This window comes from Romboutsia faecis (assembly GCF_014323405.1).
GTDB classification, from domain to species: Bacteria; Bacillota; Clostridia; order Peptostreptococcales; family Peptostreptococcaceae; genus Romboutsia_E; species Romboutsia_E faecis.
Map to the genome: position 1 here is coordinate 98,093 of NZ_JACRWE010000003.1, position 24,804 is coordinate 122,896.

Sequence of the window (24,804 nt, forward strand, 5' to 3'; positions counted from 1 at the left end):
TTTGTATACGAATTTTTAAATTGAAATACTAAATAAATAAATTGTATACAATTTTAATTATATATTAATATCAAAACTTTAATTTAAAGCAAAAAGATTAGAATTATAATTATAAATAATAAATTTGATACAAAAACAAGGAATAAACTAGTGGATATCTTTTAAATATATATAAAACTCAACTATAAAAATAAATAGAGAATGAGCAAAATTATTTGTAAAAGGTGGAATTATAGTTTGACATTGTATACCAAACAACTCTAAAAAGAACACTAAAAAAACTTGGTATACAATAAGTAAGATTATATAATAAATAGAGTAGAGAATAACAAGAATCGACTATTTTTTTAGTGTGATAAAAATGTTACGTAAATAAATTATAGATAGGAGTGTGACATAAGATGAGTAAGTTGAAAATAACTGAAACTGCATTAAGAGACGGGCATCAATCTTTAATGGCAACAAGGTTAAAAACTGAAGAAATGATACCTATTTTAGAAACAATGGATAAAGTAGGATATCACTCAATGGAAGTTTGGGGTGGAGCAACATTTGACTCTTGTATAAGATTCTTAAATGAAGACCCATGGGAGAGATTAAGACTTATAAGAAAGCATGCAAAAAATACAAAGCTACAAATGTTACTTAGAGGTCAAAATCTTTTAGGTTACAGAAACTATGCTGATGATACAGTAGAAAAGTTTATAGAATTATCTATAAAAAATGGAATCGATATTATAAGAGTATTTGATGCATTAAATGATGTAAGAAACTTAGAAGCATCAATGAAGGCAATAAAAAAATATAATGGACATTGCCAATGTGCAATATCTTATACAACAAGTCCAGTACACACTACAGAGTACTATGTTGAATTAGTAAAGACTATGGAAAATATGGGTGCGGATTCTATATGTATAAAAGATATGGCAGGGGTACTTACGCCATATAATGCATATGATTTAATAAAAAAATTAAAAGAAGCAACTGACTTACCTTTAGAGTTACATACTCACTGTACAGGTGGTATAGCTGAAATGTTATATATGAAAGCTGTTGAAGCAGGAATAGATATAATAGATACAGCAATATCTCCATTATCAGGTGGAACGAGCCAACCTCCAACTGAATCTTTAGCAATAGCATTTGGTGAAATGGAAAGAAATCCAGAATTAAATATGGAGGCTTTACTTGAAGTTGCAGAATACTTCAAACCAATAAGAGATAAATATATGGCAGAAGGTATACTTGATGCTAAAGTTTTATTAACAGATCCTCAAACTTTAAAATACCAAGTTCCAGGAGGGATGTTATCTAACTTATTATCTCAAATGAAACAGCAAAATGCTGAAGATAAGTACGAAGATGTTTTAAATGAAGTACCTAGAGTTAGAAAAGACTTAGGATATCCACCACTTGTAACACCTTTAAGTCAAATGGTTGGAACACAAGCATTATTTAATGTTTTAACTGGAGAAAGATATAAGTTAGTTCCAAAAGAAATAAAAGATTATGTTAAGGGACTATATGGAAAGGCTCCTGCACAAATAGATGAGGAAATTAAAAAGAAAATAATCGGTAACGACGAAGTTATAACTGTTAGACCTGCTGATTTAATAGCACCTGAATTTGAGGCTATGAAAAAGGAAGCTGGAGATTTAGCTAAAACTGATGAGGATGTATTAGCGTATGCTTTATTCCCACAAGTAGCACCAAAGTTTTTAGAAGCTAAGTATAATGAATGTGCTACGACAGAAGAAGTTGATGATAACGCGATACAATATATAACAGTAACTATGTAGAGAATAGGTGGTAAATATGAATATAACATTTATGGAAGCTATATCTATCACAATATCAAGTATGACAATAGTTCTTTTAACTTTAGCTTTAATAGCTGTAGTATTAAGTTCATTTAAAGTTTTATTTAAAGAAAAGAAAAAAGAAGAAGTTAAGCCTGTTAATACAAATACAGTGGTAGATGATAATGATGAAGAAGAAAGATTAGTAGCTTGTTTAGTTGCATCAATTATGGCTGGAAATGGAAAACCAAATCCAAATCTTCACATAAGAAAAATAACAAGAATAAAATAATTAAAATAATTATTAATTAATATTAAATAATATGATTTTTTATTGAAAGGGAGATTAAAATGAGTATAAAAACTTATAACATAACATTAAATGGAAAAGTATATCAAGTTGAAGTAGAAGAAGTACAACCAGGACAAAAGCCAGTTCAAACTGCAGCACCAGCAGCTCCAAAGGCTGCACCAGTTTCAAATGGAGCAGGTGAAGAAATAACAGCTCCAATGCCAGGAAGCATGTTTAATATATTAGTTAAAGAAGGACAAGCAGTTAAAAAAGGTGATGTAGTTGCTATACTTGAAGCTATGAAAATGGAAAATGAAATAGTAGCTCCAGTTGATGGTCAAGTTTCAGCTATACATGTTGAAAAAGGACAAAACGTAAATCTTGGAGATGTAATATTAAAAATAGCATAGTATTTTAAAGCTTGAGGAGGAAGATGACATGGGTCAAATGTTAATGGATTTCGTAATGGAATCAGGGTTCGCACAGATGAACATTAAACAAATAATAGTCATAGCTTTAGCATGCTTTTTCTTATACTTAGCTATTAGCAAAGGTTATGAACCATATTTACTTATACCAATAGCAACTGGTATGTTACTTGCAAATATGCCAGGTGTTGATTTAATGCAGGCAGCACACGATGGTGAAAAAGGTGGATTATTCTACTATCTATATCAAGGGGTCAAGCTTGGTATTTACCCACCACTTATATTCCTATGTATAGGAGCAGGAACGGACTTTGGTCCAATGATAGCAAATCCAAAGACAATGTTACTAGGAGGAGCTGCACAATTTGGTGTATTCTTCGCATTCTTAGGAGCAATACTTTTAGGATTTACAGGACCACAAGCGGCATCTATAGGTATAATAGGTGGAGCAGATGGACCAACAGCAATACAATTAACTGGTGCATTAGCTCCAGAATTATTAGGTACAATAGCACTAGCTGCATATTCTTATATGGCACTAGTACCAGTTATACAACCACCAATAATAAAGGCTTTAACTACTAAGGAAGAAAGATCTATAAAGATGGAGCAAACTAGGGTTGTTACTAAAAAAGAAAAGATAATATTCCCAATAGTAGTTATGATAATAGTTATAGGATTATTACCAACAGCAGCACCACTTGTAGGTATGTTAATGTTTGGTAACTTAATAAAAGAATCAGGATTAGTTCCTAAATTAGTAGAAACTGCTCAAAGTTCTTTAATGTACATAGTAACTATATTACTAGGGTTATCAGTTGGAGCAACGACTAATGCAGATACATTATTAAGTGCTCAAACTTTAGGTATAATAGCAATGGGACTTGCTGCATTCTCAGTAGGTACAGCAACAGGAGTTTTAGGTGGAAAGTTAATGTGTAAATTAACTAAAGGAAAAGTAAACCCAATGATAGGTGCAGCTGGAGTTTCAGCAGTACCAATGGCATCAAGAGTTGTTCAAAAAGTTGGGCAAGAAGAAAATCCTTCAAACTTCTTATTAATGCATGCTATGAGTCCAAACGTAGCTGGAGTTATAGGTTCTGCTGTTGCAGCAGGGATATTACTTAAGTTCTTTGCATAAAGATTATTAAATTTTGAGAAGTATTAATATATTTATATAAAAAGGAGATGTAAATCTTAATGATTTTAAAATCATTTTGATACATCTCCTTTTTTATTATAATTTACTTACTATATTAGATAGTATTGAATCTAAATCATCACTTATTTCTTTTACTCCATTATGAGTTATATTTATTATTTCCTTAGTCATAGGAAGCTCTCCTAGAAGATCTATGTTGTTTTCTTTAAAGAATACATCACTTTCTTCACCGTCAAATAATTTTATTTTTTTATTACAATCAGGACACTCAATATAGCTCATATTCTCAATAACACCTAAAACATTAACATTAAGCATTTTTGCCATGTTTATAGCTTTTGCTACTATCATAGAAATCATATCTTGAGGAACAGAAACCATTATAACTCCATTTATAGGTAAAGACTGCATTACAGTCATAGCTACATCTCCAGTACCTGGAGGCATATCTATTAATAAATAATCTAATTCTCCCCATAATACATTGCTATAGAATTGTTTAACAGCATTAGTTATCATTGGACCTTTCCAAACTACAGGCTGAGATTCTGTATCTACCATATAATTTATAGACATTGTTTTTATATTATCTTCATTAGCAACAGGATAGATATCATTACCATTAGACATAGCTCTTTCATCTTTTAATCCCATAAGCCTAGGTATACTTGGCCCAGTAATATCAGAGTCTAATATACCAACATTATATCCAAGACTATTTAGCTTTTTGGCAAGTAATGTAGTTACAGTTGACTTACCAACTCCACCTTTACCACTCATTACACCGATAACTTTTTTAATTTTATTATAAGGGTGATTTACTACACCACAACTATTAGCATTTGTATTGCAATTTCCTTTTGAAGGACAAGAATTACAGTTTGACATTTTACTACCTCCGAAAATATATAATTATGTATTTAGTATACTATTATAATACAATAATACCCTTAATATTTAAATAAAATCATATAATATTAAAATAAACAATAATAAATAAAGATTAACATAAATCTATTGAAATTGATTTTTATTGACATGGTAAAATGAAATAATTAGTATTTATAATATATAGTTTTAAATGGGGGGTAAAGAATGAGTATTTTAAAAGAAGCATTATTACATATACCTAAAAGTAATTATGCATATGGATATGATGAAGAAGTTTTACATATACGTTTAAGAAGTAAAAAGGGAGATATTGAAAAAGCAACTTTAAGAATTGGGGATCCATATATGTGGGAAGAAATAGTCGCTGCAGGTAACCTTAATTCTACAGGTCAAAATTGGAGTGGTGGAAAGTATATTCCAATGAAAAAGGAAGTTGAGACTGAATTATTTGATTATTGGATTGCAGAGTGTAAACCTGAAAATAATAGATCTAGATATTGTTTTGTAGTAGAAAAAGAAGATGAAAAATTATTATATACAGAAAAGAAAATATTTGATTTAAGTAAAGATGAAAACTTTAAAGAACTTAGTAATATTGAGAATTTTTTTGGATATCCATACTTAAATAAAATAGATATACCAAGTCCGCCAAAATGGGTTAAAGATAGTATTTGGTATCAAATATTTCCAGATAGATTTGCTAATGGGAATCCTAATATAGACCCTATAAACGTAGAGCCTTGGGGATCAAAGCCTACTCATTATAATTATACAGGTGGTGATTTACAAGGGATAATAGACCACTTAGATTATTTAGAGGATTTAGGAGTAACAGGAATTTATTTATGCCCAATAAGTAAGGGGAATACAAACCATAGATACGATACAATTGACTATATGGAGATAGACCCATACTTAGGAGATAAAGAAACTTTAAAAAAACTTGTAGATGAATTACACAGTCGTGGTATGAAAATAATGCTAGATGCTGTATTTAATCATATAGGTTATTATTCTCATATGTGGCAGGATGTTATAAAAAATAAAGATAACTCTAAATACAAAGATTGGTTTTATATAAAAGATATGAGTAGAATTGATACTCCTTTAAAATATTTGAATAAGAAGAACATACCTTATGAAACATTTGGATGTGTTGCAGAAATGCCAAAATTAAATACGGAAAATCCAGATGTTGTTGATTATTTAATAGAAGTAGGAAAGTACTGGGTAAGGGAATTTGATATTGATGGCTGGAGATTAGATGTATCAAATGAGGTAGACCATAGATTTTGGAGAAAGTTTAGAGAAGAAGTAAAAAAAGAAAAACAAGATGTTTATATTTTAGGTGAGATATGGCATAACAGCTTACCTTGGCTTATGGGAGATCAATTTGACTCAGTCATGAACTATCCTTTAACAAATTCAATAAGAGATTTCTTCTGTATAGGTCAAATGAATGCAGAAGAATTTAAATACTTAATAAACAATGTAAATATTAGTTACCCAAGACAAGTAAATGAAGTAACATTTAATTTAGTAGGAAGTCATGATACAACTAGAATGCTTACCTTTGCAGGAGGGAATATAGATAAGCTTAAATTAGCATATTTATTTATGTTTACTCAAAGTGGTTGTCCGTGTATTTACTATGGGGATGAAGTAGGTATGGAAGGTTTGCAAACACCAGAGTGTGAAGGTCAAAGAGAGTGTATGGTATGGGATGAGGATAAACAAAATAAAGATATACTAGAATTTATAAAAGATATTATACAAATAAGAAAAGAGAATGATGACTTTAAGATAGTAAAGAATGAATGGGTAATAAATGATAAAGATAGTGGATTATTAGTATTTAAAAAAGGAAAAGTGACAGTTATAATAAATAATTCTTCAAAAGAAATAGAATGTGAACTTCCAAATTATCTGAAAAATAGAGAAGTATATGATTTATTTAAGAAAATAAATATAAAGTTAGAAGATAAAATATGTTTAAAATCAAATGGATTTGCTTTATTAAAGGAAAGTAATTTGGTTTTATCTATAATATAATCAAGTTTCCTAATTGTTAATAATTTTGAACCTTAATAATCTTTTAAATAAATCTTATTAGGAACAAAGATTTATTTAAAAGATTAAAATATTTTAGTATAAAAATAGAATAAAATAATTTTTTATAGGGAGAAATAAGTTTGAAAGAAAAATTAAAAAGAATAACTATGGAGTTTGTGACTAGTCCGATAATTTTGATACTATATTGGATTTTATGCTATGAACTAACTGATTTATGTATGTATGGGAGATACAATAATAACATTTACATATTTATAATATGCTTAGTATTCCTCATATTTATGGCTATTTTTTATATAATAAGAATTAATAGAAATAAAGAACGTAAATTAAAATTATTAAATTCTAAAAGCTGGAAATGTATTTCGCTTATAATTATTTTTACAATGACTTTATTTTACGGAGTAAAAATATATAAAAGTGCAACTAATTACGGTGGTAAACTTGCATGGGTTATTAAAAGAGTTAAAAGTGAAAAAAATGTAGATTTCAATAAAGATAATATTTATAAATATGGAGTAAAAGGTATTTTTGAAGATATAAATAAAAAATACAAATTGCCTGGAAAGCTTTATATATCAAATGACTTTAGTATTAAGTTTGAAAAAGGTGGCACAATTACATACTTTGAAACTTTTATTTATGGAAAAGATAAAAATGGAAAAGAAAAAACATATTTAATATACTATGACAAAAATAAATCAAAAGATATAAAGCTTATATTAAATGGGGTAGTAAATTCTGATTATAGCAATGATAAGTTACTAGATCCGTTATTTGAAACGGTTGAATTAATTTCTATAAAAGATACAGTTAGTAATTGGAATGAAAATGAATTTGCTCTATTATACAAAGGTAAAGTAAATTGGGAAAGTTACAGAAATGGAATTGTTTTAATTAATAAAAAAGGAGAAGAAATACCACTAAATTTATTTGGAGATAAATTAGTAGGATATCCTGTTTCTATATATGTACCAGAAAAAGAAGAAATAACTCCAGTTAGGTATAATTTATTAACTGATTCATATTGGTTTGAGTATTTAGATACTGATGAAGAAGATTTATCAAATGAAATTCAACAGGAGTGGAATGTTATAGAAGGAAGCTCAAGTACTAAAGATGAGTTTTATTTATATGATGGAATTAGATATAAGTTGAATGTAGAGGATAAAGCAGCAGGAAGCTTTTTCTATTCACTTTATAAAACTAAAGATAATGGTAACAATTGGTTTGCTATAAATGAGAATCCATTTGATGGAGCAGTTGGAGAAGCTTATGGAATATATTTTATTGATGAAAATATAGGATTTATAGGTGTTTCTAGAAATGGCGGATGTGAAGGTGAGTTATACAGAACAGAAGATGGAGGAAAGTCTTTTAGCAAGGTAGAGTTTGAAGAAAAATCAGTTACTCTAGATAATGGTACTTCTATAATGCCTTTTGATTATCCAGGCATTCCTTATGAGAAAGATGGAAAGCTTTATGTGAATATAGAACAAGGTGCTGATGGAGACTATAATGGAAATAGTAGTTTAATTTATAGTTCTAATGATAAGGGACGAAATTGGAAATGTATAGAATAATTTAAAAGTCGTAGAGGAATATAGATTTGTTATATTTGATTAGCTAACTCTGTGATTTATATACTACAAAAATACCAATATATGGTATGTTAAGCTTACTTATTAGAGCGTATGATTATTAAAAAATTATTAATTTATATCGTAATTTTAATATAAATTTAAAGAAATCCATCAAGAAGATTATATACTTGATGGATTTTTTTATAATATTTTAATTATAATATATTTTTTAAGTCTAATAGGCTATTTATTTCATACTTTGGAATAATGTCAGATTGATTTTCTTTTTTAGAAGAATTAAACCAACAAGTATCAATTCCAGCATTTAATCCACCTTTAATATCAGATGATAAACTATCACCTATCATTAAGACAGAATTTTTATTAGAATGATTTATGCTATTTAAAGCATAATCAAAAATTTTAGAATCAGGTTTAGCTATTTTTATTTCATCAGAAATAATAACATCGTCAAAATAATCTTTAATAATAGACTCTTTTATTCTTTTATTTTGCACTGAAACTAATCCATTTGTTATTATTACTATTTTATATTTTCCATGAAGATATGATAGTAATTCTTCAGTTTCTTCGTAAATAAAAGATCCTTCAGCTAAATAGCTAGTATACATATCACTTAAATCTTGAGGATTACATAATAAATTTATTTCATCTGAAAAACGTTTAAATCTTTCTACTTTTAAATCATCTGATGAAATTAATTTTTGTTCAAATTCTTTCCAAATATTTTTATTAATTCTTTTATAAACATCAATGCAAAAATCTTTGTCTAAATTAGTATCAATAGATTCCATTAATCTATCTAAAGCAACATCTTCAGATTTTTTAAAATCAAATAATGTTTCATCTGCGTCAAAAAAAAGAACTTCGTATTTCATAATATATCTCCCTTTACCTAATAATGTATGTCTATGAAATATTATATCATAACATTATTTAGCAAAGAGAGAATTATAAAGATACGTAAAGACATTTTTTAGTATAGCATAATTAATTACAATTTAATTTTGCTTATTGTTGTACTCATTTATAAGAGCTCTTTCACCCATTTCTACTAATTTTCTAGTAGCTATACCTCCTACATAAGGAAATTCATCACTTGAGAAATTGTTTAATTCACTAGATATTTCTAATTTATATTGTTCTAAAGCCTTTCTAGCATTAGAATCAATTGATTTATTATTCATTATATTATTTTCATTATTAAAGTTCATAAAATAACCTCCTCATTTATATTTTTATTTTTATCAATTAAAAAATCTTTATACAATTTTAAATAAATTTAACAAAAATAACCACTATAAAATTAAAAAATATGACATAAATAAATAAAACTTAATAAATAATAAAATATTATTTGAATTTAGTATGACAAATAATATATAATAAGATGTTAAATAATTTTGTAGAGGTGAATGAGATTGGAATTAAATCTATTAAGTAGACAAATATGGATTATAAATAAAGATTTTAGAAGATATTCAGAGAGTGTTTTAAAAAAACATGATATCACTTTAGTTAGCTTAAGGTATCTAATAATAATAAAAAAGATTGAAGGTATAAATTTACAAGACATTGCAGTTGCATTAAATGTTGATAAAGCAATGGTTACAAGAACTATAAAGAAGCTAGTAGACTTAAAGCTTGTAGAAAAGATACAGGATAAAAATAATAGCAGATCATATAGCTTATATTTAACTGGAAAAGGTGAAGAAACAGTTGATGATATCAAATCTATATTTAAGGACTGGTTCTATTCAGTAACTTGTGACTTTAATGAAGAAGAAAGAGAATTATATATGAGCTTTATTGAAAGGGTTTACGCAAATAGGATTTATAAAGATTCAGTATAAAAAATAGCATGAATTAAAATATATTATTAGATTTTAATTCATGCTGTTAATATTTTAGTGAGAAAGTCTAAAAGTTTCGCAAGTCGCATTTTCAAAGTTTATATCAACATGTTTAGCGTTACATGCACCGTTAACATTATAAGTACAATTTTTAGCGCTACAAGATATATTTTGAGTATTAGTTAAATTTGTCTCACTTGAAAAATTTGAAAAACTAAATGATGATTTATTTTTAAAGCTATCACAGTAAGTTTCAGGAGTTATAGTAGCTTCATATCCTTCTACTTTTATATGAGAAGCATAACAATAATTATTTTTGTTATAAGCGCAATTGTATGCTTGACAGTTTAAATTACTTTCCATAAACAACCTCCTAATTTAATATTTATTAATATTATGCTAAAAATGACAAAATTTAATCTAAAATAAGTAATTTTATTCTTTAATTAGCTTAATAAGTTAATAAAAAATATTATACTAGGCATGGTAAATAAATCTAATAAAAAAGCACCAACTAAAGGTACTACTAAGAACGCTTTATCCGAATGTCCATATTTTTGGCTAACTGATGTCATATTTGCAATAGCATTAGGAGTTGCACCAAGACCATGACCAATCATACCACTTATAATAATAGCAGCATCAAAATCTTTACCTAATATCCTAAAGCAAATTATTGTAGCATACAGAATCATAAATATAACCTGGCAAATAATTATAAAAACTATAGGACCAAATAAGCTAGATAATTTTAGTAAGTCAACACTCATTAAAGCCATAGTTAAAAACATACCTAAAGATAGTTCGCTTAAAAAATCAAGCAGTTTTAAATCTATATTTATAATATTTGTTTTATCATTTACATTTCTAAAAATAACAGCAATAAACATAGAACCAACAATACTAGGTAAAATTATATTTGTAATATTATAAAATAAAGTTGTTATAAATTCGCCTAGGGTCATACAAAGTAGTACTAATAAAAATTGCTCAAAAAACATAAAAGGTGTTAAACCATAATATGTATTAGTTACGCCGACAGTTGTGTTTTTAAGAGGTGAATATGTATTAGTTTTATTAGAAGGTTTCAACTTATATTTTTCAATTAAATATTTAGCAACAGGTCCTCCAAGTATACCACCTAAAATAAGACCTAATGTTGCAGCTGCAATACCAACACTAGAAGCATCTTTTATACCTAAACTTTCTATAGTTGCACCAAAAGCAGCAGCGCATCCATGTCCGCCTTCCATTGAAATTGTTCCGCACATTAAACCAAGCAATGGGTGAATGTTACAAATCTTTGAAAGAACTACAGTTAAGCCATTTTGACAGTAAGCAAGCAGTCCACATAAGAGCCAGTATTTGATTAAAAGCTTTCCTCCTTTTTTTACTAATGAAAGACTAACACCAAGCCCAATAACTGTAAAGAAAAAAGACATAAAGTAAGGCATAAGACTTGTATCCATACTAATAGATAAAATACCAAAGGAGTTTAGGATTAAGGTTAAAATACAAAATAATAAACCGCCAATTACAGGGGAAGGGATACAAAAATTATTTAGAAATTTAAGTTTATTTTTTAATATACTTCCAAATAAAAAAAGCATAATTGTGAGAATCAAAGTATATGTTGAATTAAGGTCTATATTAAACAAATTATATCCTCCTTTTATATAATACTTGTACTAAATATATATTAATTAAATATAAGAAATATTAAAAAGATACTACATTTATTTTTAATGTAGCATCTTTTTAATATCTTAAGCTAATAAATAATCTTTCACTTTACAAAAATAAACTGTTTTATTAAATTGACCGTGAGAAGATATAAATCTCATACTAACATGTGAAGGTATTAAATGAGGGTTAGCATCAAAAAATTCTTTATCTGCATTAATTAATGAATCAACATAATCAGGTAAAAGTTCTAAGAAGTTATTATATCTGCCTTTAGCAACTTCAAATTCATCACTTCCGACATTAACAAATAAAGTTAATACATAACTATTATCATCTACAAATACCCACTGACCACATAGTTCATCTCTTAATACTGGTTCTGTATCATTTAAATAATACTCTGGGGCAATAAATAGGGTACCTTTACCTCTATTTTGTGAGTCGGGTATCAATGTATATCGTCTAAATAAGGTAGGGTAAGTAGCCGTTACAGGATTTATAATATTAACAGATAAATCATTCAAAATATCACACTCCTAAAATTAATTTATATAATATTATATTGAAATTATTGATTTTATTTACAAAATAAATAGATTTACATAAAAATGAAAAAATATTAAAAACATATTGACATTGATTAAGAAAAAATATAAAATTTATAAAAATATAAATTTAATCGTATAACCCTAATGATATGGTTTAGGGGTCTCTACCAGAAACCGATAATTTCTGATTACGAAGAAAACTTATGTACTTATTTACACAATAGGTTTTCTTTGTAGTTAGGAATTTTTTTTATACAAATTTTTATATAAATGCTTAAATAATTACAAATAATATAGTGAAATAAATATAATTAAGAGGGAGAGTTTATTATGAGAAAGTTACCAAAAATAGAATTACATTGTCACTTAGATGGAAGTGTTAGAGCAGAAACAATATTAGATATTGCAAGAAAAGAAAACTTAGAATTACCATCTTATAATATAAATGATATAAAAAAACTTGTACAAGTACCAATAGATTGTACATCTTTAGATGAATATTTAAAGAAATTTGATTTAGCTAATAAAGTAATGCAAACAAAAGAAAGTATTAAGAGAGTAACATTTGAATTAGTAGAAGATGCAGCTAATGAAAATGTTAAATATATTGAAATTAGATTTGCACCAATGCTTCATATGAAAAAGGGATTAAGTATAAAAGAAGTAATACAAAGTGTTTTAAAGGGGATGAATCAAGCATGTGAAAAGTATGAAATAAAAGCAAATTTAATACTTGGATGCATGAGAAATATGAGTGTAGAAGATGCTGAATTAGTTGTAAAAGAGGGGAAAGAATTTTTAGGAAAAGGTGTAGTTGCAATTGATTTATGTGGTCCAGAAGTAGAGGGGTTTGCTACTAAGTATAAAAAAGCAATAGAGTCAGCTAGAAGCTATGGATATAGAGTTACAATCCATGCAGGTGAAGCAGCAAGTGGAAAAAATGTAATAGATGCAATAAATTTATTGGGAGCTGAAAGAATCGGTCATGGAATAAATATAAAAGATATGAAAGAAGCTTACGACTTAGTTAAAAGAACAAATGTAACTCTTGAAATGTGTCCTACTAGCAATCTTCATACTAAAGCCATTGATAAAATTAGTGATTATCCATTCTTTAATTTTTATAAAGATGATTTAAGTGTTACTTTAAATACAGATAATAGAACTGTTTCAGATGTAGATCTTACAAATGAAATAAGTTTAGTTAAGGATAACTTTAATATGAGTGAAGAGGATTATAAAAGAATATATTTAAACAGTGTAGATGCAACATTTGCAGATGAAGATACTAAGATGTGGTTAAAAAGCTTAATATAATTGTAAACCATGGCCAGAACGTGGAAACTCAATATAGTCATGGATTATATTTTGATGAACAATATTAATATATTACGAATAAAATATTAAAAATATAAAAAATACTGTATATTATTTTTAATATGTGCTATAATAATATTTGTAGCGATACACAAATAAATTAAGAAAAACCTAGTAATAGGTTTATAGGAGTATTTTTTAATGAATAATGGAATAGTAAAATGGTTTAACAATGAAAAAGGATTTGGTTTCATATCAGTAGAAGGTGGAGATGATGTATTTGTACATTTTTCAGCTATACAAACTGATGGGTTTAAGTCATTAGAAGAAGGTCAACAAGTAAACTTTAATATAGTTAAAGGTGCTAGAGGTCCTCAAGCAGAAAACGTAACTATATTATAATATATATATGTTCGTGAAAAAGACACATTACGTGTCTTTTTTTATTTTATATAACTATTAATATACAAAACTGATAGATTGATATTAAATTATATAATGAAAAAATGGGTAGATTTAAATTTGATAAGATAATTAAAACTGTACATGAAATTAAAATTACATTTTTATGTACAGTTTTATCTTTCTAGAGTAAGTATATTATATTTATTATTTTGCCTTATTCATTATTTCTAAGAAATCTAAAGCAGAATCTAATAAATATTTACCTTTGTAGTAATCTAATTTTATATCATCAAAATTTTCTACAGCACGAACTGTTTTTGGTCTTTCATTAAAAGTACCTAAAATATTGAAATCCTTATCTAATACAGCAACAGTAGGCCATTTTAATTCAGTAACACCTAAAATAGGGGCTAAGAACTTTTTACCTCTAGACATAGAAATTACTGAAATATTGAAGTTAGGATTAAGTTCAGTGAATTTTTTTAAGACAGTAATATTTAACTGATAATCTGGGCACCATATCTCACCAGATACTAAAAAATTAATTTCTTTATCAAATCCTTCTATAGCAGAAACTACTTCCTCAGGTAAGTTTATTCTAGAGTAGTTTTTAGGTATTCTAGCTCTTTCACTTTTAGTTCCTTCTCCAACAGATGTTTCAAAGTTAGTTCCAACTTCAAATAGTTCTTCAATAGTCATAGTAATCATAGTTTACCTCCTAATATGTAAATTCTATTTTTATAGTATCATTTATAAAATTCTTTAGCTATAAAAATTTATCAATATTAATAAATTTCAGAAAAAATATACATAATACTCTTAAGGATGTGATTATATGAATGAAGAATTAGAAAGAGTTAATTACTTATTAAAAAAGAAAAAAGTAACTTATCAAGAATTCAATGAACTTATAGGAAGTTATTATATAGATGATTATGAAGAACTAGAAGATGGATATTATATTTTAAATGTAATATCACCATTACATTCATTAAGTCAAAGTAATGGTGATAATTATTATACTGATTTTATAAAAGTAATATATTAAAAATATTTATATACCAAATAAGTTATTAATATTTTTAATATAGATTAGTTAGATCATTTATAAAATATTTAGTTGTTAAATTGCATAATACTCATCAAAATTAGATTCCTCTAAATTATTAAATTCATGTAAGTTATTAGATTTATATAAATTTATTAATTTAAGTTTTACTAACTCTAATGAAACGTATTCTTCTCTTGCTACATTAAATATACTTTGACCATGATATCTTTCTAATATATCATCATCTAATAAAAACTCTGCTGCAAATATTTGAGCTTCTTTTTCATATTTTGTTAATAAAAGAGGATCAGTCTTTTTTAACTCAAATGTATCTACATTAGGATGTAGAATTGAATGTCCAAGTTCATGTGCATAGGTCATTCTTGCCTCATAATCACATAGCTTTGTATTTATAAAAATGAATTGAGTATTTTCATTTTTTAAATAAGCACCATTTGATATACAGTTTTCATCTATATAGCATAATACTATATTTCTATGATGTATAATATCAAGCGGTGTTTCATTCTTATAAAGTATTTTTAATCTCCTAACTATTTCCCTTATTCTTGTACCTCTGCACAATATAAATCTCCCCTTTTATAATGTATATTTATCTGTTTTTGTTTCTATTTTTCTTTTGTTCTTCTAAAGCTAAAAGCATACCCATTCTCATTGCTTGTAGCATACTATCTATAGCTTCTTTTGAAGCTGGCTCCCCATCAAACATTATATTGCCAGATTCAAACTTTTGTTTAGTTGATTCATATATTTGTTCAAACTCTTCATCTGATTTATCAGCTAAGCTATTATTTTGAACTTCAATATCATCAGTAAGACCTAATAGATAATCTGTAGATACATTTAAAGCCTCTGCAAGTTGTGTTAGAGCAGCAGCTTTTGGCTCTCTTATATCATTTTCATATCTCGATAAACTTCCTTCTGTGATATTTGCCTTTGTGGCTAGTTCTTTTTGATTAATATTCATAAGACGTCTAGCTTTAGAAATTCTGTATCCTATAGTTTCCAATAAAAACACTCCTTTAATTTTATTCGATTAAAATTTATTTAAAATAGAAAATAATAGTGTTTAAAAAGGTAATTTTCTATGTAAAAGATATTAAAAAAATTTTTTTATTTAATTTTGTAACTAAATGGTAACACAATATTACCAAAAAGGAAATAAAATTGTATAGTAAGGTAATAAAAACATAAAAATCATTACCTAAGTTAAAAATAAATTGTAAAAGTGGTAATTGACATAGGTGAAAAATAGTAATACTATGTAATTGTAAAAGAGGTAATAAAATAAAGCATTAGAAATACATAATAGGCATTAGGGGGAAATAAAATGGAACATAGACTTTTAAAATCAAAAAGGGTTTTAAATGGATTTACTCAAGAACAAATAGCTAATGTAATAGGCATAAATACTAAAAGTTACAATTTAAAGGAAAATGGAAAAAATAGATTTTCTCTAGAAGAAGTTGTAAGGGTAAGTGAAACTTTAGAGCTTACTTTAGAAGAAGTTAATGATATATTTTTGCAAATGAAGTTACCAAAAGGTAATAAAAAGAGGGGGCGTATAAGATGAATTCATTAAAAATCTTCAGAAGTAATGAATTTGGAGAACTAAGTGTAATTGTTAAAGATAACAAGGAATATATAGAAGGCATACAAGTTGCGATGATACTTGGATATTCAAATCCTAGAGATGCAATTATTAGACATTGCACGAATGAGGGGGTAATTTTTTCCGACGTAGGGGTAGTTACAGGTAAAAGAAGTGATAATAGTGACATAGTTCAATATGTTAATAAAAAATTTATAGATGAAGGCAATATGTATAGACTTATTATGAGGTCTAAATTACAAAGTGCAAAAAGATTTGAAAGATGGGTAGTTGATGAAGTAATACCAAGTATTAGGAATCATGGAACATATATGAATGATGATGTAATAAGTAAAACTTTAGAAGATCCAGATTTTATAATCCGTTTAGCAACTAAGCTAAAAAAGGAAAAAGAAGAAAAAGTATTAGCCCTTGAAAAAGCAGAAAAATTAGAAGAAGTTATAGCTATAGATAAACCGTATACGGATTTTGGAAAAGGTATAGCAGCATCAAAAGATGCAATAACTATAGGTCAATTTGCTAAAATTTTAAATAATGATGATAAAAAAACAGGCCGAAATAGGTTATTTAAATGGCTTAGGGAAAACGGTTACCTTATAGCTGGTGGAAAAGAAAAGAATATGCCAAAACAAGCTTATATAAATCAAGGTCTTTTTAAGGTTGATGAAAAGCTAGTAATGACAATGGATGGAGAAGTTATATCTACTACAACTCTTATTACTGGCAAGGGGCAATTATACTTTATAGATAAGTTTGACTTTTAAAAAGTTGCGTAAAGAGCAGTCTATAATTTTATAGGAAAATAAATATTACAAATTAGATAAGGGGAGTAATAAATGAGAAAGTATTTAGATGCTAATATAATTTGTGATACTAAAAGTATGTCAAAAGAAAAATGGTTAAAGAAAAGAAAAGAAGGTATAGGCGGAAGTGATGCTGCTAGTGTTTTAGGGCTTAATCCTTATAAAAGTTCAATGAGCGTTTATATGAACATAAAAAATGATTTAGTAATAGATGAAGAGATAAACTATAAAATGGATCTTGGTAATAAGTTAGAAGATTTTGTAGCTAATGAGTTTACCTTAAAAACAGGTAAAAAAGTTAGAAATGTAAATGGAATACTTAAAAATGATAAATACCCCTTTGCACTTGCAAATATAGATAGAGCAGTTGTAGGTGAAAAAGCATTTTTAGAATGTAAGGTAACAAATAGCTATTCAAAGAAGTTATGGCAAAAGGAAGTTCCAATTTATATTCAAGTACAGTGTTATCACTATATGGCAGTAACTGGAGCAACCCATTGTTATATAGCAGCTCTTATTGGTAATGAAGAACTTGTAATTCATAAGTTAGATAGAGAAGAAGTGCTTATAAATGAAATAATGAATTTAGAAAAGATGTTTTGGGACAAGTGTATATTAGGAGAAGAACTGCCAATACCTGATGGAAGTGATGACTATTCAAGTGTTCTTCAAGGACTATATAAAGATAGCATAGAGGAAGAGGTTATATTATTTGAAAAAGAAGATTTATTAAAAAGATATGATGATGTACGTGAGCTTGTAAAAGATTTAGATAGTGAGAGAAAAGCAATAGAGCAGTATTTACAGATGCAAATGAAAGATTATGAAGTTGCTTATTTAGGAGATAGAAAAATAACTTGGAAAAAGCAAGTTAGAAATACTGTAGATACTAAGAGATTAAAAAAAGAACACCCAGAAATAGTAGAGAAATACATGAAAACTACTATTTCAAGAGTTTTTAGGATTTAAATTTTAAGTAATTCTGAAATTATTATATAAAGTGTAATTATAAATTAATATGTTTGAAAATTCAATAAAATTAAAAGGGAGATATATAATGAGTAATTTAAAGAAAGCTTTAAAAACTAATGAAACTAAGGGGAATTCTGTAACTGTAAGTAAAGCTTACGCTATGAAGCAACTAATGATAAAAATGAATGAGGAAATCACATCAGCACTTCCTACTAATTTAAGTAGTGAAAGATTTGAAAAAGTAGCTTTAACTGCATTTAATTCAAACCCAAAACTTCAAAAATGTGACCCTAGGACTTTTATTGCAGCTATGATGCAAAGTGCACAACTTGGTCTTGAACCAAACACTGCACTAGGCCTTGCATATCTAATACCATACGAGGTTAAAGGAATAAATAAAGTACAGTTTCAAATAGGATATAAAGGACTTTTAGAACTTGCTAATAGAAGTGGTAAGCTAAAGACATTATATGCACATGAAGTAAGAGAAAATGATGAATTTGATATAGATTATGGACTAGTACAAAAGCTAATTCATAAGCCACTTTTAAAAGGAAATAGAGGAAATGTAATTGGTTATTATGCAGTTTATCACCTAGAGCCAAGTGGATATAATTTTGTTTTTATGACTTATGATGAAGTTTTAGAACATGGGAAGAAATACTCTAAAAGCTTTGAAAATGGAGTATGGGAAAAAGAGTTTGACTCTATGGCTAAAAAAACTGTAATTAAAAAGCTTCTTAAATATGCACCACTTAGTATTGAAATGCAAAAAGCTATTATATTTGATGAAAGTGTAAAGGGTAGAGTTGATAGTGATATGTTACTAGTAGATAGGGAAGATGAAAGTATTGATTGTAGTGAATTAAATTAAGGGGGGACTTGTATGGCTATTTATAGGCATATTCATATAGATTACTGGCAAGATGGGTTTGTTCTTGATTTAACACCTGAAGAAAAGTATTTTTACATTTATTTAATGACAAATTCAAAAACAAGTCAAAGTGGAATTTATGAACTTCCAAAAAGAATTATAGAAACGGAAACTGGATATAACAGAGAAACAGTAGAGAAGCTTATTGATAGATTTGAAGGATATAAAAAGATAGTTTATTGTGATGAAACTAAAGAGATATTTTTAAAAAATTGGATAAAGCATAATAAGGCTAATAGTCCTAAAGTAAAAAAGTGTATAGAAAAAGAGATAGGTAATATTAAAAGTAGTTTTCTTGTAGAGCTGTTTTTAAATGAATGTAATAAGCATGGGTATAGTATAGATAGTCTATCTATACCCGTAGCTGAAGATGAGTCAAGCTTTAAGAAACACTATGGGGAAAAAGAAAAAGAAAAACAAAAAGAAGAAGAAAAAGAAAAATATAAAGAAAAAGATGCTAGTTTAAATTTGAATAGTCAAAGTGAATCTTGTGACGATGTAAGTAGTGAGTATGTAGGTGATATAAAAAAGTTTAAAGTTTTATATGAACAAAATGTTGGACTTATAAATCCTATTGTTGGAGAGTGGCTATTTGAAGTTTGTGAGAGTATTGATTATGAACTTTTTAAAAGAGCTATAGAAATTGCTACTGATAAAGGTAAGTGTAATAAGGGATATATTAACGGGATTTTAAAGCAGTGGAATGATAATAACATTAAGTGTTTAAGTGATTTGAAAGCTTATGAAGTTGCTTTTAAGAATAGGGGAGATAGTTATGGAAGATATAAAAATGAGCATACAAAATCTAAATATGCCAAAGTCTTTGAAAATGAGGATGAAGGACTTTATAGAAAACCAACAGATGAAGAAGTCAGAGAATTTAAAAGAGAGCTTGAAAGTTTTAAAGAGTGATAGTGAGTATAGGTGTGATAAGTGTAGGGATATGACTTTTATTATAGATGATGGAGTGGCAATTCCTTGTGAGTGTAGGGCTTTGCGTGAAGCTGAGGAGATACTTAAGAGAAGTGGTATAAGTAGTGAGTTTAGGAATAAGACTTTTGATAATTTTAATTATCTTAATGATGTTCAAGTTATGGAAGCTTATAAGGTTGCCAGGGGGTATGTTAGGGATTTTGAGAGGATAGAGAAAAGTAGGAATAATTCTATTATGTTTATGGGACAAGTTGGGTGTGGTAAGACCCACTTGTCTTTGGCTATTGCTAATACTCTTATGGATAGGGGGGTCGGTGTTTTGTACATGGGGTATAGGGATAGTGTTGTTAGGATTAAGCAAAATATTATGGATCAGGCTTATTATCATAGGGAGATGAATAGGTATAAGAATTGTAGGGTGCTGTTGGTTGATGATTTGTTTAAGGGGAGTATTACTGGTAGTGATGTTAATGTTATGTTTGAGATTGTTAATTATAGATATTTTAATGGTTTGCCTGTTATTGTTAGTTGTGAAAAGGGGGTTGAGGGGATTTTGGATATTGATGAGGGGGTTGGTAGTAGGTTGGTTGAGATGTGTAAGGAGAGGTGTGTTGAGATTAGGGGTAAGAAGTTGAATTATAGGGTGTATGGATAATATACTGTAACCTGATAAATTTACTCATTATCTTATAGTACAATAGGAAAAATATGTAAAATAATATATAATATATGTATATTATAAATTATGTATATAAATTAAAGAGATGAGGAGTAAAATGGACAGAAAATTAAGGTGGTTACATATATCGGATATACATTATTCATTCGATAATTACTCTACGAGTAAAATGAGATCTGGATTAGTTAAGTATATAGAAAAATATGTACAAGAAAATGGAACGTTTAATTTTATAGCAATAACAGGAGATATTGCTTATAGAGGGAGTACGTATAATAAAGACACTGAAGATTTTATTAATAATATAATAAAGAAAAGTGGGGTAAGTAAAGAGAATTTATTTATTGTTCCGGGGAATCATGACTTAGATCGTTCAAAGAAAAAAAGTAGACTAATAGATTCAATAGTAAATGCAAATAATCCATTGTATGAAATAGATAACTTAGATGAGGATACGTACAATGATTTAATTCATAGTCAGAAAAAGTTTTGGATTTTCTATAATAGGTTAACTAATCGTACATATAATGAAATAGATTTACATTTTATTGAGGAGAGAGATTGTTTTAATATAATTAACTTAAATACAAGTTTACTATGTGGTGGAGATAATGAAGAAGGAAAAATAAGTATATTCTTGAATAAACTATTTAAAACTTTAAATGGAAAATTAAGTAATGATAAACTTAATATAGCAATAGGTCATCATAATATAGATTGCTTACTTGCAGATGAAAGAAAGAAAGTAATGAATAATTTAGTAGATGAAGGTGTAGATATTTACTTATGTGGACATTCTCATCTTCCTTCGTATTCTATTGATAATAATAATGATAGAGAGTTTTATACAGTTATGTCAGGAGCTGGTGTTATAGATGGATATGCAAAAGCAACTTTTATAGTAGGTGAAGCATACGAAAATAATTGCAGTATAGAATATTATAGCTGGGATGATATTGATGAGGTTTGGTCTATAGAAACAAAGGGATTAGGAAGAAATGTAAAAAATGGTATAGCAAGGTTTGAATTAAAAAAAAAAGAGTGTAATGATGAAGAAATATATATAGAAGAAGATGAATTTAAAGACTTCATTATTGAATTCCATGAGAATATAGATGGTATAAAAAGTAAAGAGGATAGTTTTATTAAAGAAGATATAGAAAAAAAATTTTCAAATATGAAATGTAACTCAACTGTAAAGAAACAGTTTAATTCGTGCAGTCAGTATTTTTCTATTATAGACGAAATAATGAATGACTCAACATGCTTAGGATTTGATAAGAAAATAATGATTCCAAGTGTGATATATGAAGAATACAATAATACTCTAGATAAATATGCAACAGGTGGAGAAATATTAGAGGCAATAGTTAGAAATATATATAATAGATATAAAACTAAAATAAAATATCCAGAAATTAAATTAAAATTATATATAAAAACGTTGGTTTTCTGGTTAATAAATGAATGTGATATATATGATGATGTAAAGGAGTGATATATATGGATTATTTTACAATATCTAAGTATCAAACAATAGAAGAAAATATACCTTACTCATCTATGATACTATATAATATTTTAGATAAAGAAATGCATATAGATGAACTATTTACTGAATATACAAGATTGAATAATATAACTTTAAATTTAAATGTAGAAAGAGTCTTGTTGTTATGTTTAACTTTCTTATACTCAATAGGAAAAATTGAACTAACAAATAAGTATATAAAGAGGTATGAGTTATGATTTTAGATACTTTATATGTATACTCCCTATCAAATAATAAAAAAATTAAGGAGTATAGTTTTAATAAATCTGGTCTGAGTGTAATTTTAGGAGTAAAAGAAGAGGTTACAGAATCGAATGGAGCTGGAAAAACTACATTTATAGAATGTATAAGAACAATATTAGGAACATCCATGCCGTCTAACTTTACAAATAGTATAGAATTAAGAGAGAAAGATATTTTTATCATATTAAAGGCACAGATAAATGAGAAAAATATATTTTTAGGACGTAGAATAATTAATCCAGAGAATGGATATATACTTGAAAGTGATAATTTGAGTATAGATATTAATTTGTGGAGAGAAGAAGAAGAAGAAAATTATAAGTTAGTTGTGCAAGAATGTAACTATATCGATATAGAACGAACAAATTTATTTCCTACTTTTTCTCAAATAAGAGAATATATAATAAGAGATGAAAAAGAAGGATTTAACTCTATATTTATGAGTAATCGAAAGCCTATAGATACTCATAGAGCGATATCTTTTCTATCAATGTTGCCGGAAAATTTAGAAAAAGAAGTATTGCCTCTAAAAGAGAAAAATAGAGAACTTAATAAAAAGAAATTACTTATCAATAATATGTCTGGCGATATAAATGAGTTAAAATTATTAAAAAAGAAGATTACAGAAGAAGTTGATAAGCTAAAGAATATTGTTAATAATGTAGATATAAATTCAAAAATAGAAATAGATATGGATAAATATAGAAATGCAAAAAATGAATTAAATATAATAGAGAGAAACATATATAAACTAGAAAAAGTAAAGAAGCAATATAAAAAGAATACTGATAATTTAAAGTTAAAGCTTGAGGAAATAAAAAAATTAGAGGAAGTTGATAAATTTTATGAAAGTATTTTAGGATATTTTCCAGATAAAGTTAAGAGAAACTACGAAGAAGTATCTGAATTTTATAATTTTATGGTAGATAATAGAGGAGAATATTTTGATAATAAAGCTAAAGAAATTGACAAAGAAATAAAAAATCTTATCATTAGCAAGAAACACTATCAAGATATAGTAGATAGTAGCTCTAAGTTACTACAGCAAGGAAATATAGTCGAAGATATAAATAGTATATTAGAAGAGTTAAATGATAAAAATCTGAGCTTGGCAGAGGTCAATCTTAAGATATCATATTATAATCAAAAGTCTGAAATTAATAAAGTTATTAATGGCATAAAAAAAGAAATAATAGAGTTAGCTGAGAAACAATCGGAATTACTTGAATCATATAAGGTAAACATAGCCAGATTAAGCAATACTTTTGATAAATTAGTAGAAGTAACATATGGAGAAAAAGGATTATTGGAGTATGAGTTAGAACAAAATGTATCTTTAAATAAACCTACAGGTAGAATTAAGGTTGACTGCACAATTGATTCTGAAGGATCTCACGGAAGAAATTATATGAAAATTAATATTTTTGATTTAACACTATTAATAAATAGGATAAATAATAACTATATATTAAATTATTTAATTCATGATGGTTCTTATTGCAAACCGGATGATAAGTACGCAAAAGGAAGATTAATAAGATATGTAGATGAGCTTTTATTAGATAAAGGAAGAGGACAGTATATTATAACAGCAAATACGGATGAATTTAATGAGAGTGATATAGAATGGATTTTAGATAATAATAAAGTAATAGCTAATTTAAATAGAGAGAAGAATAATGAAAATAGGTTCTTTGGATTCAAATATTAGATAAGTAAATATATAATAAATAGATGGATTTATCCTCTATTCACTATATACTTATTATATTTTTAGATAATTTATAAATACTATAAGATAGAGCCTAAAGCCCTAATAAGTAAATACATGCTAAGAGCTATAGGAAAGCCAATAGAAGCTATTAAAGTTTGAATTTATGAATTCGTCATAAACATAACCTTTCGATATAAATTTATAAGCAAAAGGACTATGCTTAAAAAAT

Annotated in this window: 29 protein-coding genes and 1 riboswitch; of the genes, 19 read left to right on the top strand and 10 right to left on the bottom strand. The window is 27.1% G+C overall.

The annotated features are described in order from the left end of the window. Window positions 1-401: 401 nt before the first annotated feature. The 4 genes from H8923_RS06915 to H8923_RS06930 are packed head-to-tail and all read left to right on the top strand — an operon-like array spanning window position 402 to window position 3,663. Window positions 402-1,802 (top strand): oxaloacetate decarboxylase subunit alpha, encoded by a 1,401-nt coding sequence (locus H8923_RS06915; protein ID WP_153925957.1) that lies wholly within the window; start codon window positions 402-404, stop codon window positions 1,800-1,802. 16 nt (window positions 1,803-1,818) lie between these two features. Further along, window positions 1,819-2,094 (top strand): OadG family transporter subunit, encoded by a 276-nt coding sequence (locus H8923_RS06920; RefSeq protein WP_153925959.1) that lies wholly within the window; start codon window positions 1,819-1,821, stop codon window positions 2,092-2,094. 59 nt (window positions 2,095-2,153) lie between these two features. Then, a complete protein-coding gene (locus H8923_RS06925; protein ID WP_153925961.1) occupies window positions 2,154-2,504 on the top strand; it encodes a biotin/lipoyl-containing protein in 351 nt (116 codons plus the stop codon). 28 nt (window positions 2,505-2,532) lie between these two features. Continuing rightward, the gene (locus tag H8923_RS06930; protein ID WP_153925963.1) at window positions 2,533-3,663 is read left to right on the top strand and encodes a sodium ion-translocating decarboxylase subunit beta; all 1,131 of its coding nucleotides are present in this window, start codon (window positions 2,533-2,535) and stop codon (window positions 3,661-3,663) included. 96 nt (window positions 3,664-3,759) lie between these two features. On the opposite strand, the gene H8923_RS06935 is transcribed toward H8923_RS06930, so the two are convergent. Beyond that, window positions 3,760-4,572: an Mrp/NBP35 family ATP-binding protein gene (locus tag H8923_RS06935; RefSeq protein WP_153925965.1), complete on the bottom strand. Its 813-nt coding sequence runs from the start codon at window positions 4,570-4,572 to the stop codon at window positions 3,760-3,762. Between the two features lie 207 nt (window positions 4,573-4,779). Here H8923_RS06935 and H8923_RS06940 point away from each other — a divergent pair, with 207 nt between their 5' ends. Beyond that, a complete protein-coding gene (locus H8923_RS06940) occupies window positions 4,780-6,627 on the top strand; it encodes a glycoside hydrolase family 13 protein (RefSeq protein WP_153925967.1) in 1,848 nt (615 codons plus the stop codon). Window positions 6,628-6,767: 140 nt separating this feature from the next. Next, on the top strand, window positions 6,768-8,231 hold the full coding sequence (locus H8923_RS06945; protein ID WP_207707750.1) for a WD40/YVTN/BNR-like repeat-containing protein: 1,464 nt from the start codon (window positions 6,768-6,770) through the stop codon (window positions 8,229-8,231). A gap of 215 nt (window positions 8,232-8,446) precedes the next feature. On the opposite strand, the gene H8923_RS06950 is transcribed toward H8923_RS06945, so the two are convergent. Beyond that, on the bottom strand, window positions 8,447-9,130 hold the full coding sequence (locus H8923_RS06950; protein WP_153925968.1) for a YjjG family noncanonical pyrimidine nucleotidase: 684 nt from the start codon (window positions 9,128-9,130) through the stop codon (window positions 8,447-8,449). Window positions 9,131-9,253: 123 nt separating this feature from the next. Further along, a complete protein-coding gene (locus H8923_RS06955; protein ID WP_243139912.1) occupies window positions 9,254-9,466 on the bottom strand; it encodes a small, acid-soluble spore protein, alpha/beta type in 213 nt (70 codons plus the stop codon). A gap of 207 nt (window positions 9,467-9,673) precedes the next feature. On the opposite strand from H8923_RS06955, the gene H8923_RS06960 reads away from it, so the two are divergent. Next, window positions 9,674-10,105, top strand: coding sequence for a MarR family winged helix-turn-helix transcriptional regulator (locus H8923_RS06960; RefSeq protein ID WP_172976700.1), 432 nt, complete (start codon window positions 9,674-9,676; stop codon window positions 10,103-10,105). 54 nt (window positions 10,106-10,159) lie between these two features. Here the strand turns inward: H8923_RS06960 and H8923_RS06965 are convergent, their stop codons facing one another. The 3 genes from H8923_RS06965 to H8923_RS06975 all read right to left on the bottom strand — a co-directional run bounded on the left by H8923_RS06965 (window position 10,160) and on the right by H8923_RS06975 (window position 12,315). After that, window positions 10,160-10,468: a DUF1540 domain-containing protein gene (locus tag H8923_RS06965; RefSeq protein WP_153925972.1), complete on the bottom strand. Its 309-nt coding sequence runs from the start codon at window positions 10,466-10,468 to the stop codon at window positions 10,160-10,162. An 83-nt stretch (window positions 10,469-10,551) separates the two neighbouring features. Beyond that, window positions 10,552-11,763: a sodium/glutamate symporter gene (gene gltS / locus H8923_RS06970; RefSeq protein WP_153925973.1), complete on the bottom strand. Its 1,212-nt coding sequence runs from the start codon at window positions 11,761-11,763 to the stop codon at window positions 10,552-10,554. Window positions 11,764-11,871: 108 nt separating this feature from the next. Then, entirely contained in the window at window positions 11,872-12,315 is a 444-nt protein-coding gene (locus tag H8923_RS06975) for a staygreen family protein (protein WP_153925975.1), read from the bottom strand. Between the two features lie 135 nt (window positions 12,316-12,450). Then, a riboswitch (purine riboswitch) is annotated at window positions 12,451-12,550 on the top strand. A gap of 119 nt (window positions 12,551-12,669) precedes the next feature. Here H8923_RS06975 and add point away from each other — a divergent pair. Then, window positions 12,670-13,656: an adenosine deaminase gene (gene add, locus H8923_RS06980; protein WP_153925977.1), complete on the top strand. Its 987-nt coding sequence runs from the start codon at window positions 12,670-12,672 to the stop codon at window positions 13,654-13,656. Between the two features lie 201 nt (window positions 13,657-13,857). Continuing rightward, a complete protein-coding gene (locus H8923_RS06985) occupies window positions 13,858-14,058 on the top strand; it encodes a cold-shock protein (RefSeq protein WP_122639205.1) in 201 nt (66 codons plus the stop codon). A gap of 207 nt (window positions 14,059-14,265) precedes the next feature. Here H8923_RS06985 and H8923_RS06990 read toward each other — a convergent pair whose 3' ends face one another. After that, window positions 14,266-14,769, bottom strand: coding sequence for a thioredoxin family protein (locus tag H8923_RS06990; RefSeq protein ID WP_153925980.1), 504 nt, complete (start codon window positions 14,767-14,769; stop codon window positions 14,266-14,268). Between the two features lie 127 nt (window positions 14,770-14,896). On the opposite strand from H8923_RS06990, the gene H8923_RS06995 reads away from it, so the two are divergent. Then, a complete protein-coding gene (locus tag H8923_RS06995; RefSeq protein ID WP_153925982.1) occupies window positions 14,897-15,109 on the top strand; it encodes a hypothetical protein in 213 nt (70 codons plus the stop codon). Window positions 15,110-15,184: 75 nt separating this feature from the next. Here the strand turns inward: H8923_RS06995 and H8923_RS07000 are convergent, their stop codons facing one another. After that, window positions 15,185-15,697: an ImmA/IrrE family metallo-endopeptidase gene (locus H8923_RS07000; protein WP_153925984.1), complete on the bottom strand. Its 513-nt coding sequence runs from the start codon at window positions 15,695-15,697 to the stop codon at window positions 15,185-15,187. Between the two features lie 28 nt (window positions 15,698-15,725). Next, entirely contained in the window at window positions 15,726-16,142 is a 417-nt protein-coding gene (locus H8923_RS07005) for a helix-turn-helix domain-containing protein (protein WP_153925986.1), read from the bottom strand. 321 nt (window positions 16,143-16,463) lie between these two features. On the opposite strand from H8923_RS07005, the gene H8923_RS07010 reads away from it, so the two are divergent. The 9 genes from H8923_RS07010 (at window position 16,464) to H8923_RS07050 (ending at window position 24,572) form a co-directional block, all read left to right on the top strand. Then, window positions 16,464-16,706: a helix-turn-helix transcriptional regulator gene (locus tag H8923_RS07010; RefSeq protein WP_153925988.1), complete on the top strand. Its 243-nt coding sequence runs from the start codon at window positions 16,464-16,466 to the stop codon at window positions 16,704-16,706. After that, window positions 16,703-17,509, top strand: a complete 807-nt coding sequence (locus H8923_RS07015; protein WP_153925990.1) for a phage antirepressor KilAC domain-containing protein — start codon at window positions 16,703-16,705, stop codon at window positions 17,507-17,509. Before H8923_RS07010 ends, H8923_RS07015 begins: the two co-directional genes overlap by 4 nt. A gap of 72 nt (window positions 17,510-17,581) precedes the next feature. Then, window positions 17,582-18,517 (top strand): YqaJ viral recombinase family nuclease, encoded by a 936-nt coding sequence (locus H8923_RS07020; RefSeq protein ID WP_153925992.1) that lies wholly within the window; start codon window positions 17,582-17,584, stop codon window positions 18,515-18,517. An 88-nt stretch (window positions 18,518-18,605) separates the two neighbouring features. Then, window positions 18,606-19,394: a recombinase RecT gene (locus H8923_RS07025; protein ID WP_153925994.1), complete on the top strand. Its 789-nt coding sequence runs from the start codon at window positions 18,606-18,608 to the stop codon at window positions 19,392-19,394. A gap of 12 nt (window positions 19,395-19,406) precedes the next feature. Then, a complete protein-coding gene (locus tag H8923_RS07030) occupies window positions 19,407-20,366 on the top strand; it encodes a DnaD domain protein (RefSeq protein ID WP_153925996.1) in 960 nt (319 codons plus the stop codon). Beyond that, window positions 20,317-21,042, top strand: coding sequence for an ATP-binding protein (locus H8923_RS07035; RefSeq protein ID WP_153925998.1), 726 nt, complete (start codon window positions 20,317-20,319; stop codon window positions 21,040-21,042). Before H8923_RS07030 ends, H8923_RS07035 begins: the two co-directional genes overlap by 50 nt. Before the next feature lie 121 nt (window positions 21,043-21,163). Then, window positions 21,164-22,564, top strand: coding sequence for a metallophosphoesterase family protein (locus H8923_RS07040; protein ID WP_172976701.1), 1,401 nt, complete (start codon window positions 21,164-21,166; stop codon window positions 22,562-22,564). A 5-nt stretch (window positions 22,565-22,569) separates the two neighbouring features. Next, entirely contained in the window at window positions 22,570-22,815 is a 246-nt protein-coding gene (locus tag H8923_RS07045) for an ABC-three component system middle component 6 (RefSeq protein ID WP_153926002.1), read from the top strand. Then, window positions 22,812-24,572, top strand: a complete 1,761-nt coding sequence (locus H8923_RS07050) for a DUF2326 domain-containing protein (RefSeq protein WP_153926004.1) — start codon at window positions 22,812-22,814, stop codon at window positions 24,570-24,572. The genes H8923_RS07045 and H8923_RS07050 overlap by 4 nt, the downstream gene beginning before the upstream one ends. A gap of 80 nt (window positions 24,573-24,652) precedes the next feature. Here H8923_RS07050 and H8923_RS17750 read toward each other — a convergent pair whose 3' ends face one another. Continuing rightward, a complete protein-coding gene (locus H8923_RS17750) occupies window positions 24,653-24,736 on the bottom strand; it encodes a YvrJ family protein (RefSeq protein ID WP_317982852.1) in 84 nt (27 codons plus the stop codon). Between the last annotated feature and the right edge of the window lie 68 nt (window positions 24,737-24,804).

Bases quoted from the DNA above. Each gene is read 5' to 3' on its own strand.
- H8923_RS06965 (WP_153925972.1), bottom strand. From the start codon at position 10,468: ATGGAAAGTAATTTAAACTGTCAAGCATACAATTGCGCTTATAACAAA.
- H8923_RS07040 (WP_172976701.1), top strand. From the start codon at position 21,164: ATGGACAGAAAATTAAGGTGGTTACATATATCGGATATACATTATTCA.
- H8923_RS06940 (WP_153925967.1), top strand. From the start codon at position 4,780: ATGAGTATTTTAAAAGAAGCATTATTACATATACCTAAAAGTAATTAT.
- H8923_RS07015 (WP_153925990.1), top strand. From the start codon at position 16,703: ATGAATTCATTAAAAATCTTCAGAAGTAATGAATTTGGAGAACTAAGT.
- H8923_RS06995 (WP_153925982.1), top strand. From the start codon at position 14,897: ATGAATGAAGAATTAGAAAGAGTTAATTACTTATTAAAAAAGAAAAAA.
- H8923_RS07030 (WP_153925996.1), top strand. From the start codon at position 19,407: ATGGCTATTTATAGGCATATTCATATAGATTACTGGCAAGATGGGTTT.
- add (WP_153925977.1), top strand. From the start codon at position 12,670: ATGAGAAAGTTACCAAAAATAGAATTACATTGTCACTTAGATGGAAGT.
- H8923_RS06950 (WP_153925968.1), bottom strand. From the start codon at position 9,130: ATGAAATACGAAGTTCTTTTTTTTGACGCAGATGAAACATTATTTGAT.
- H8923_RS07035 (WP_153925998.1), top strand. From the start codon at position 20,317: ATGAAGAAGTCAGAGAATTTAAAAGAGAGCTTGAAAGTTTTAAAGAGT.
- H8923_RS06920 (WP_153925959.1), top strand. From the start codon at position 1,819: ATGAATATAACATTTATGGAAGCTATATCTATCACAATATCAAGTATG.
- H8923_RS07050 (WP_153926004.1), top strand. From the start codon at position 22,812: ATGATTTTAGATACTTTATATGTATACTCCCTATCAAATAATAAAAAA.
- H8923_RS06990 (WP_153925980.1), bottom strand. From the start codon at position 14,769: ATGATTACTATGACTATTGAAGAACTATTTGAAGTTGGAACTAACTTT.
- H8923_RS06930 (WP_153925963.1), top strand. From the start codon at position 2,533: ATGGGTCAAATGTTAATGGATTTCGTAATGGAATCAGGGTTCGCACAG.
- H8923_RS06985 (WP_122639205.1), top strand. From the start codon at position 13,858: ATGAATAATGGAATAGTAAAATGGTTTAACAATGAAAAAGGATTTGGT.
- H8923_RS07010 (WP_153925988.1), top strand. From the start codon at position 16,464: ATGGAACATAGACTTTTAAAATCAAAAAGGGTTTTAAATGGATTTACT.
- H8923_RS06925 (WP_153925961.1), top strand. From the start codon at position 2,154: ATGAGTATAAAAACTTATAACATAACATTAAATGGAAAAGTATATCAA.
- H8923_RS06915 (WP_153925957.1), top strand. From the start codon at position 402: ATGAGTAAGTTGAAAATAACTGAAACTGCATTAAGAGACGGGCATCAA.
- H8923_RS06935 (WP_153925965.1), bottom strand. From the start codon at position 4,572: ATGTCAAACTGTAATTCTTGTCCTTCAAAAGGAAATTGCAATACAAAT.
- H8923_RS07020 (WP_153925992.1), top strand. From the start codon at position 17,582: ATGAGAAAGTATTTAGATGCTAATATAATTTGTGATACTAAAAGTATG.
- H8923_RS07045 (WP_153926002.1), top strand. From the start codon at position 22,570: ATGGATTATTTTACAATATCTAAGTATCAAACAATAGAAGAAAATATA.
- H8923_RS07025 (WP_153925994.1), top strand. From the start codon at position 18,606: ATGAGTAATTTAAAGAAAGCTTTAAAAACTAATGAAACTAAGGGGAAT.
- H8923_RS06955 (WP_243139912.1), bottom strand. From the start codon at position 9,466: ATGAACTTTAATAATGAAAATAATATAATGAATAATAAATCAATTGAT.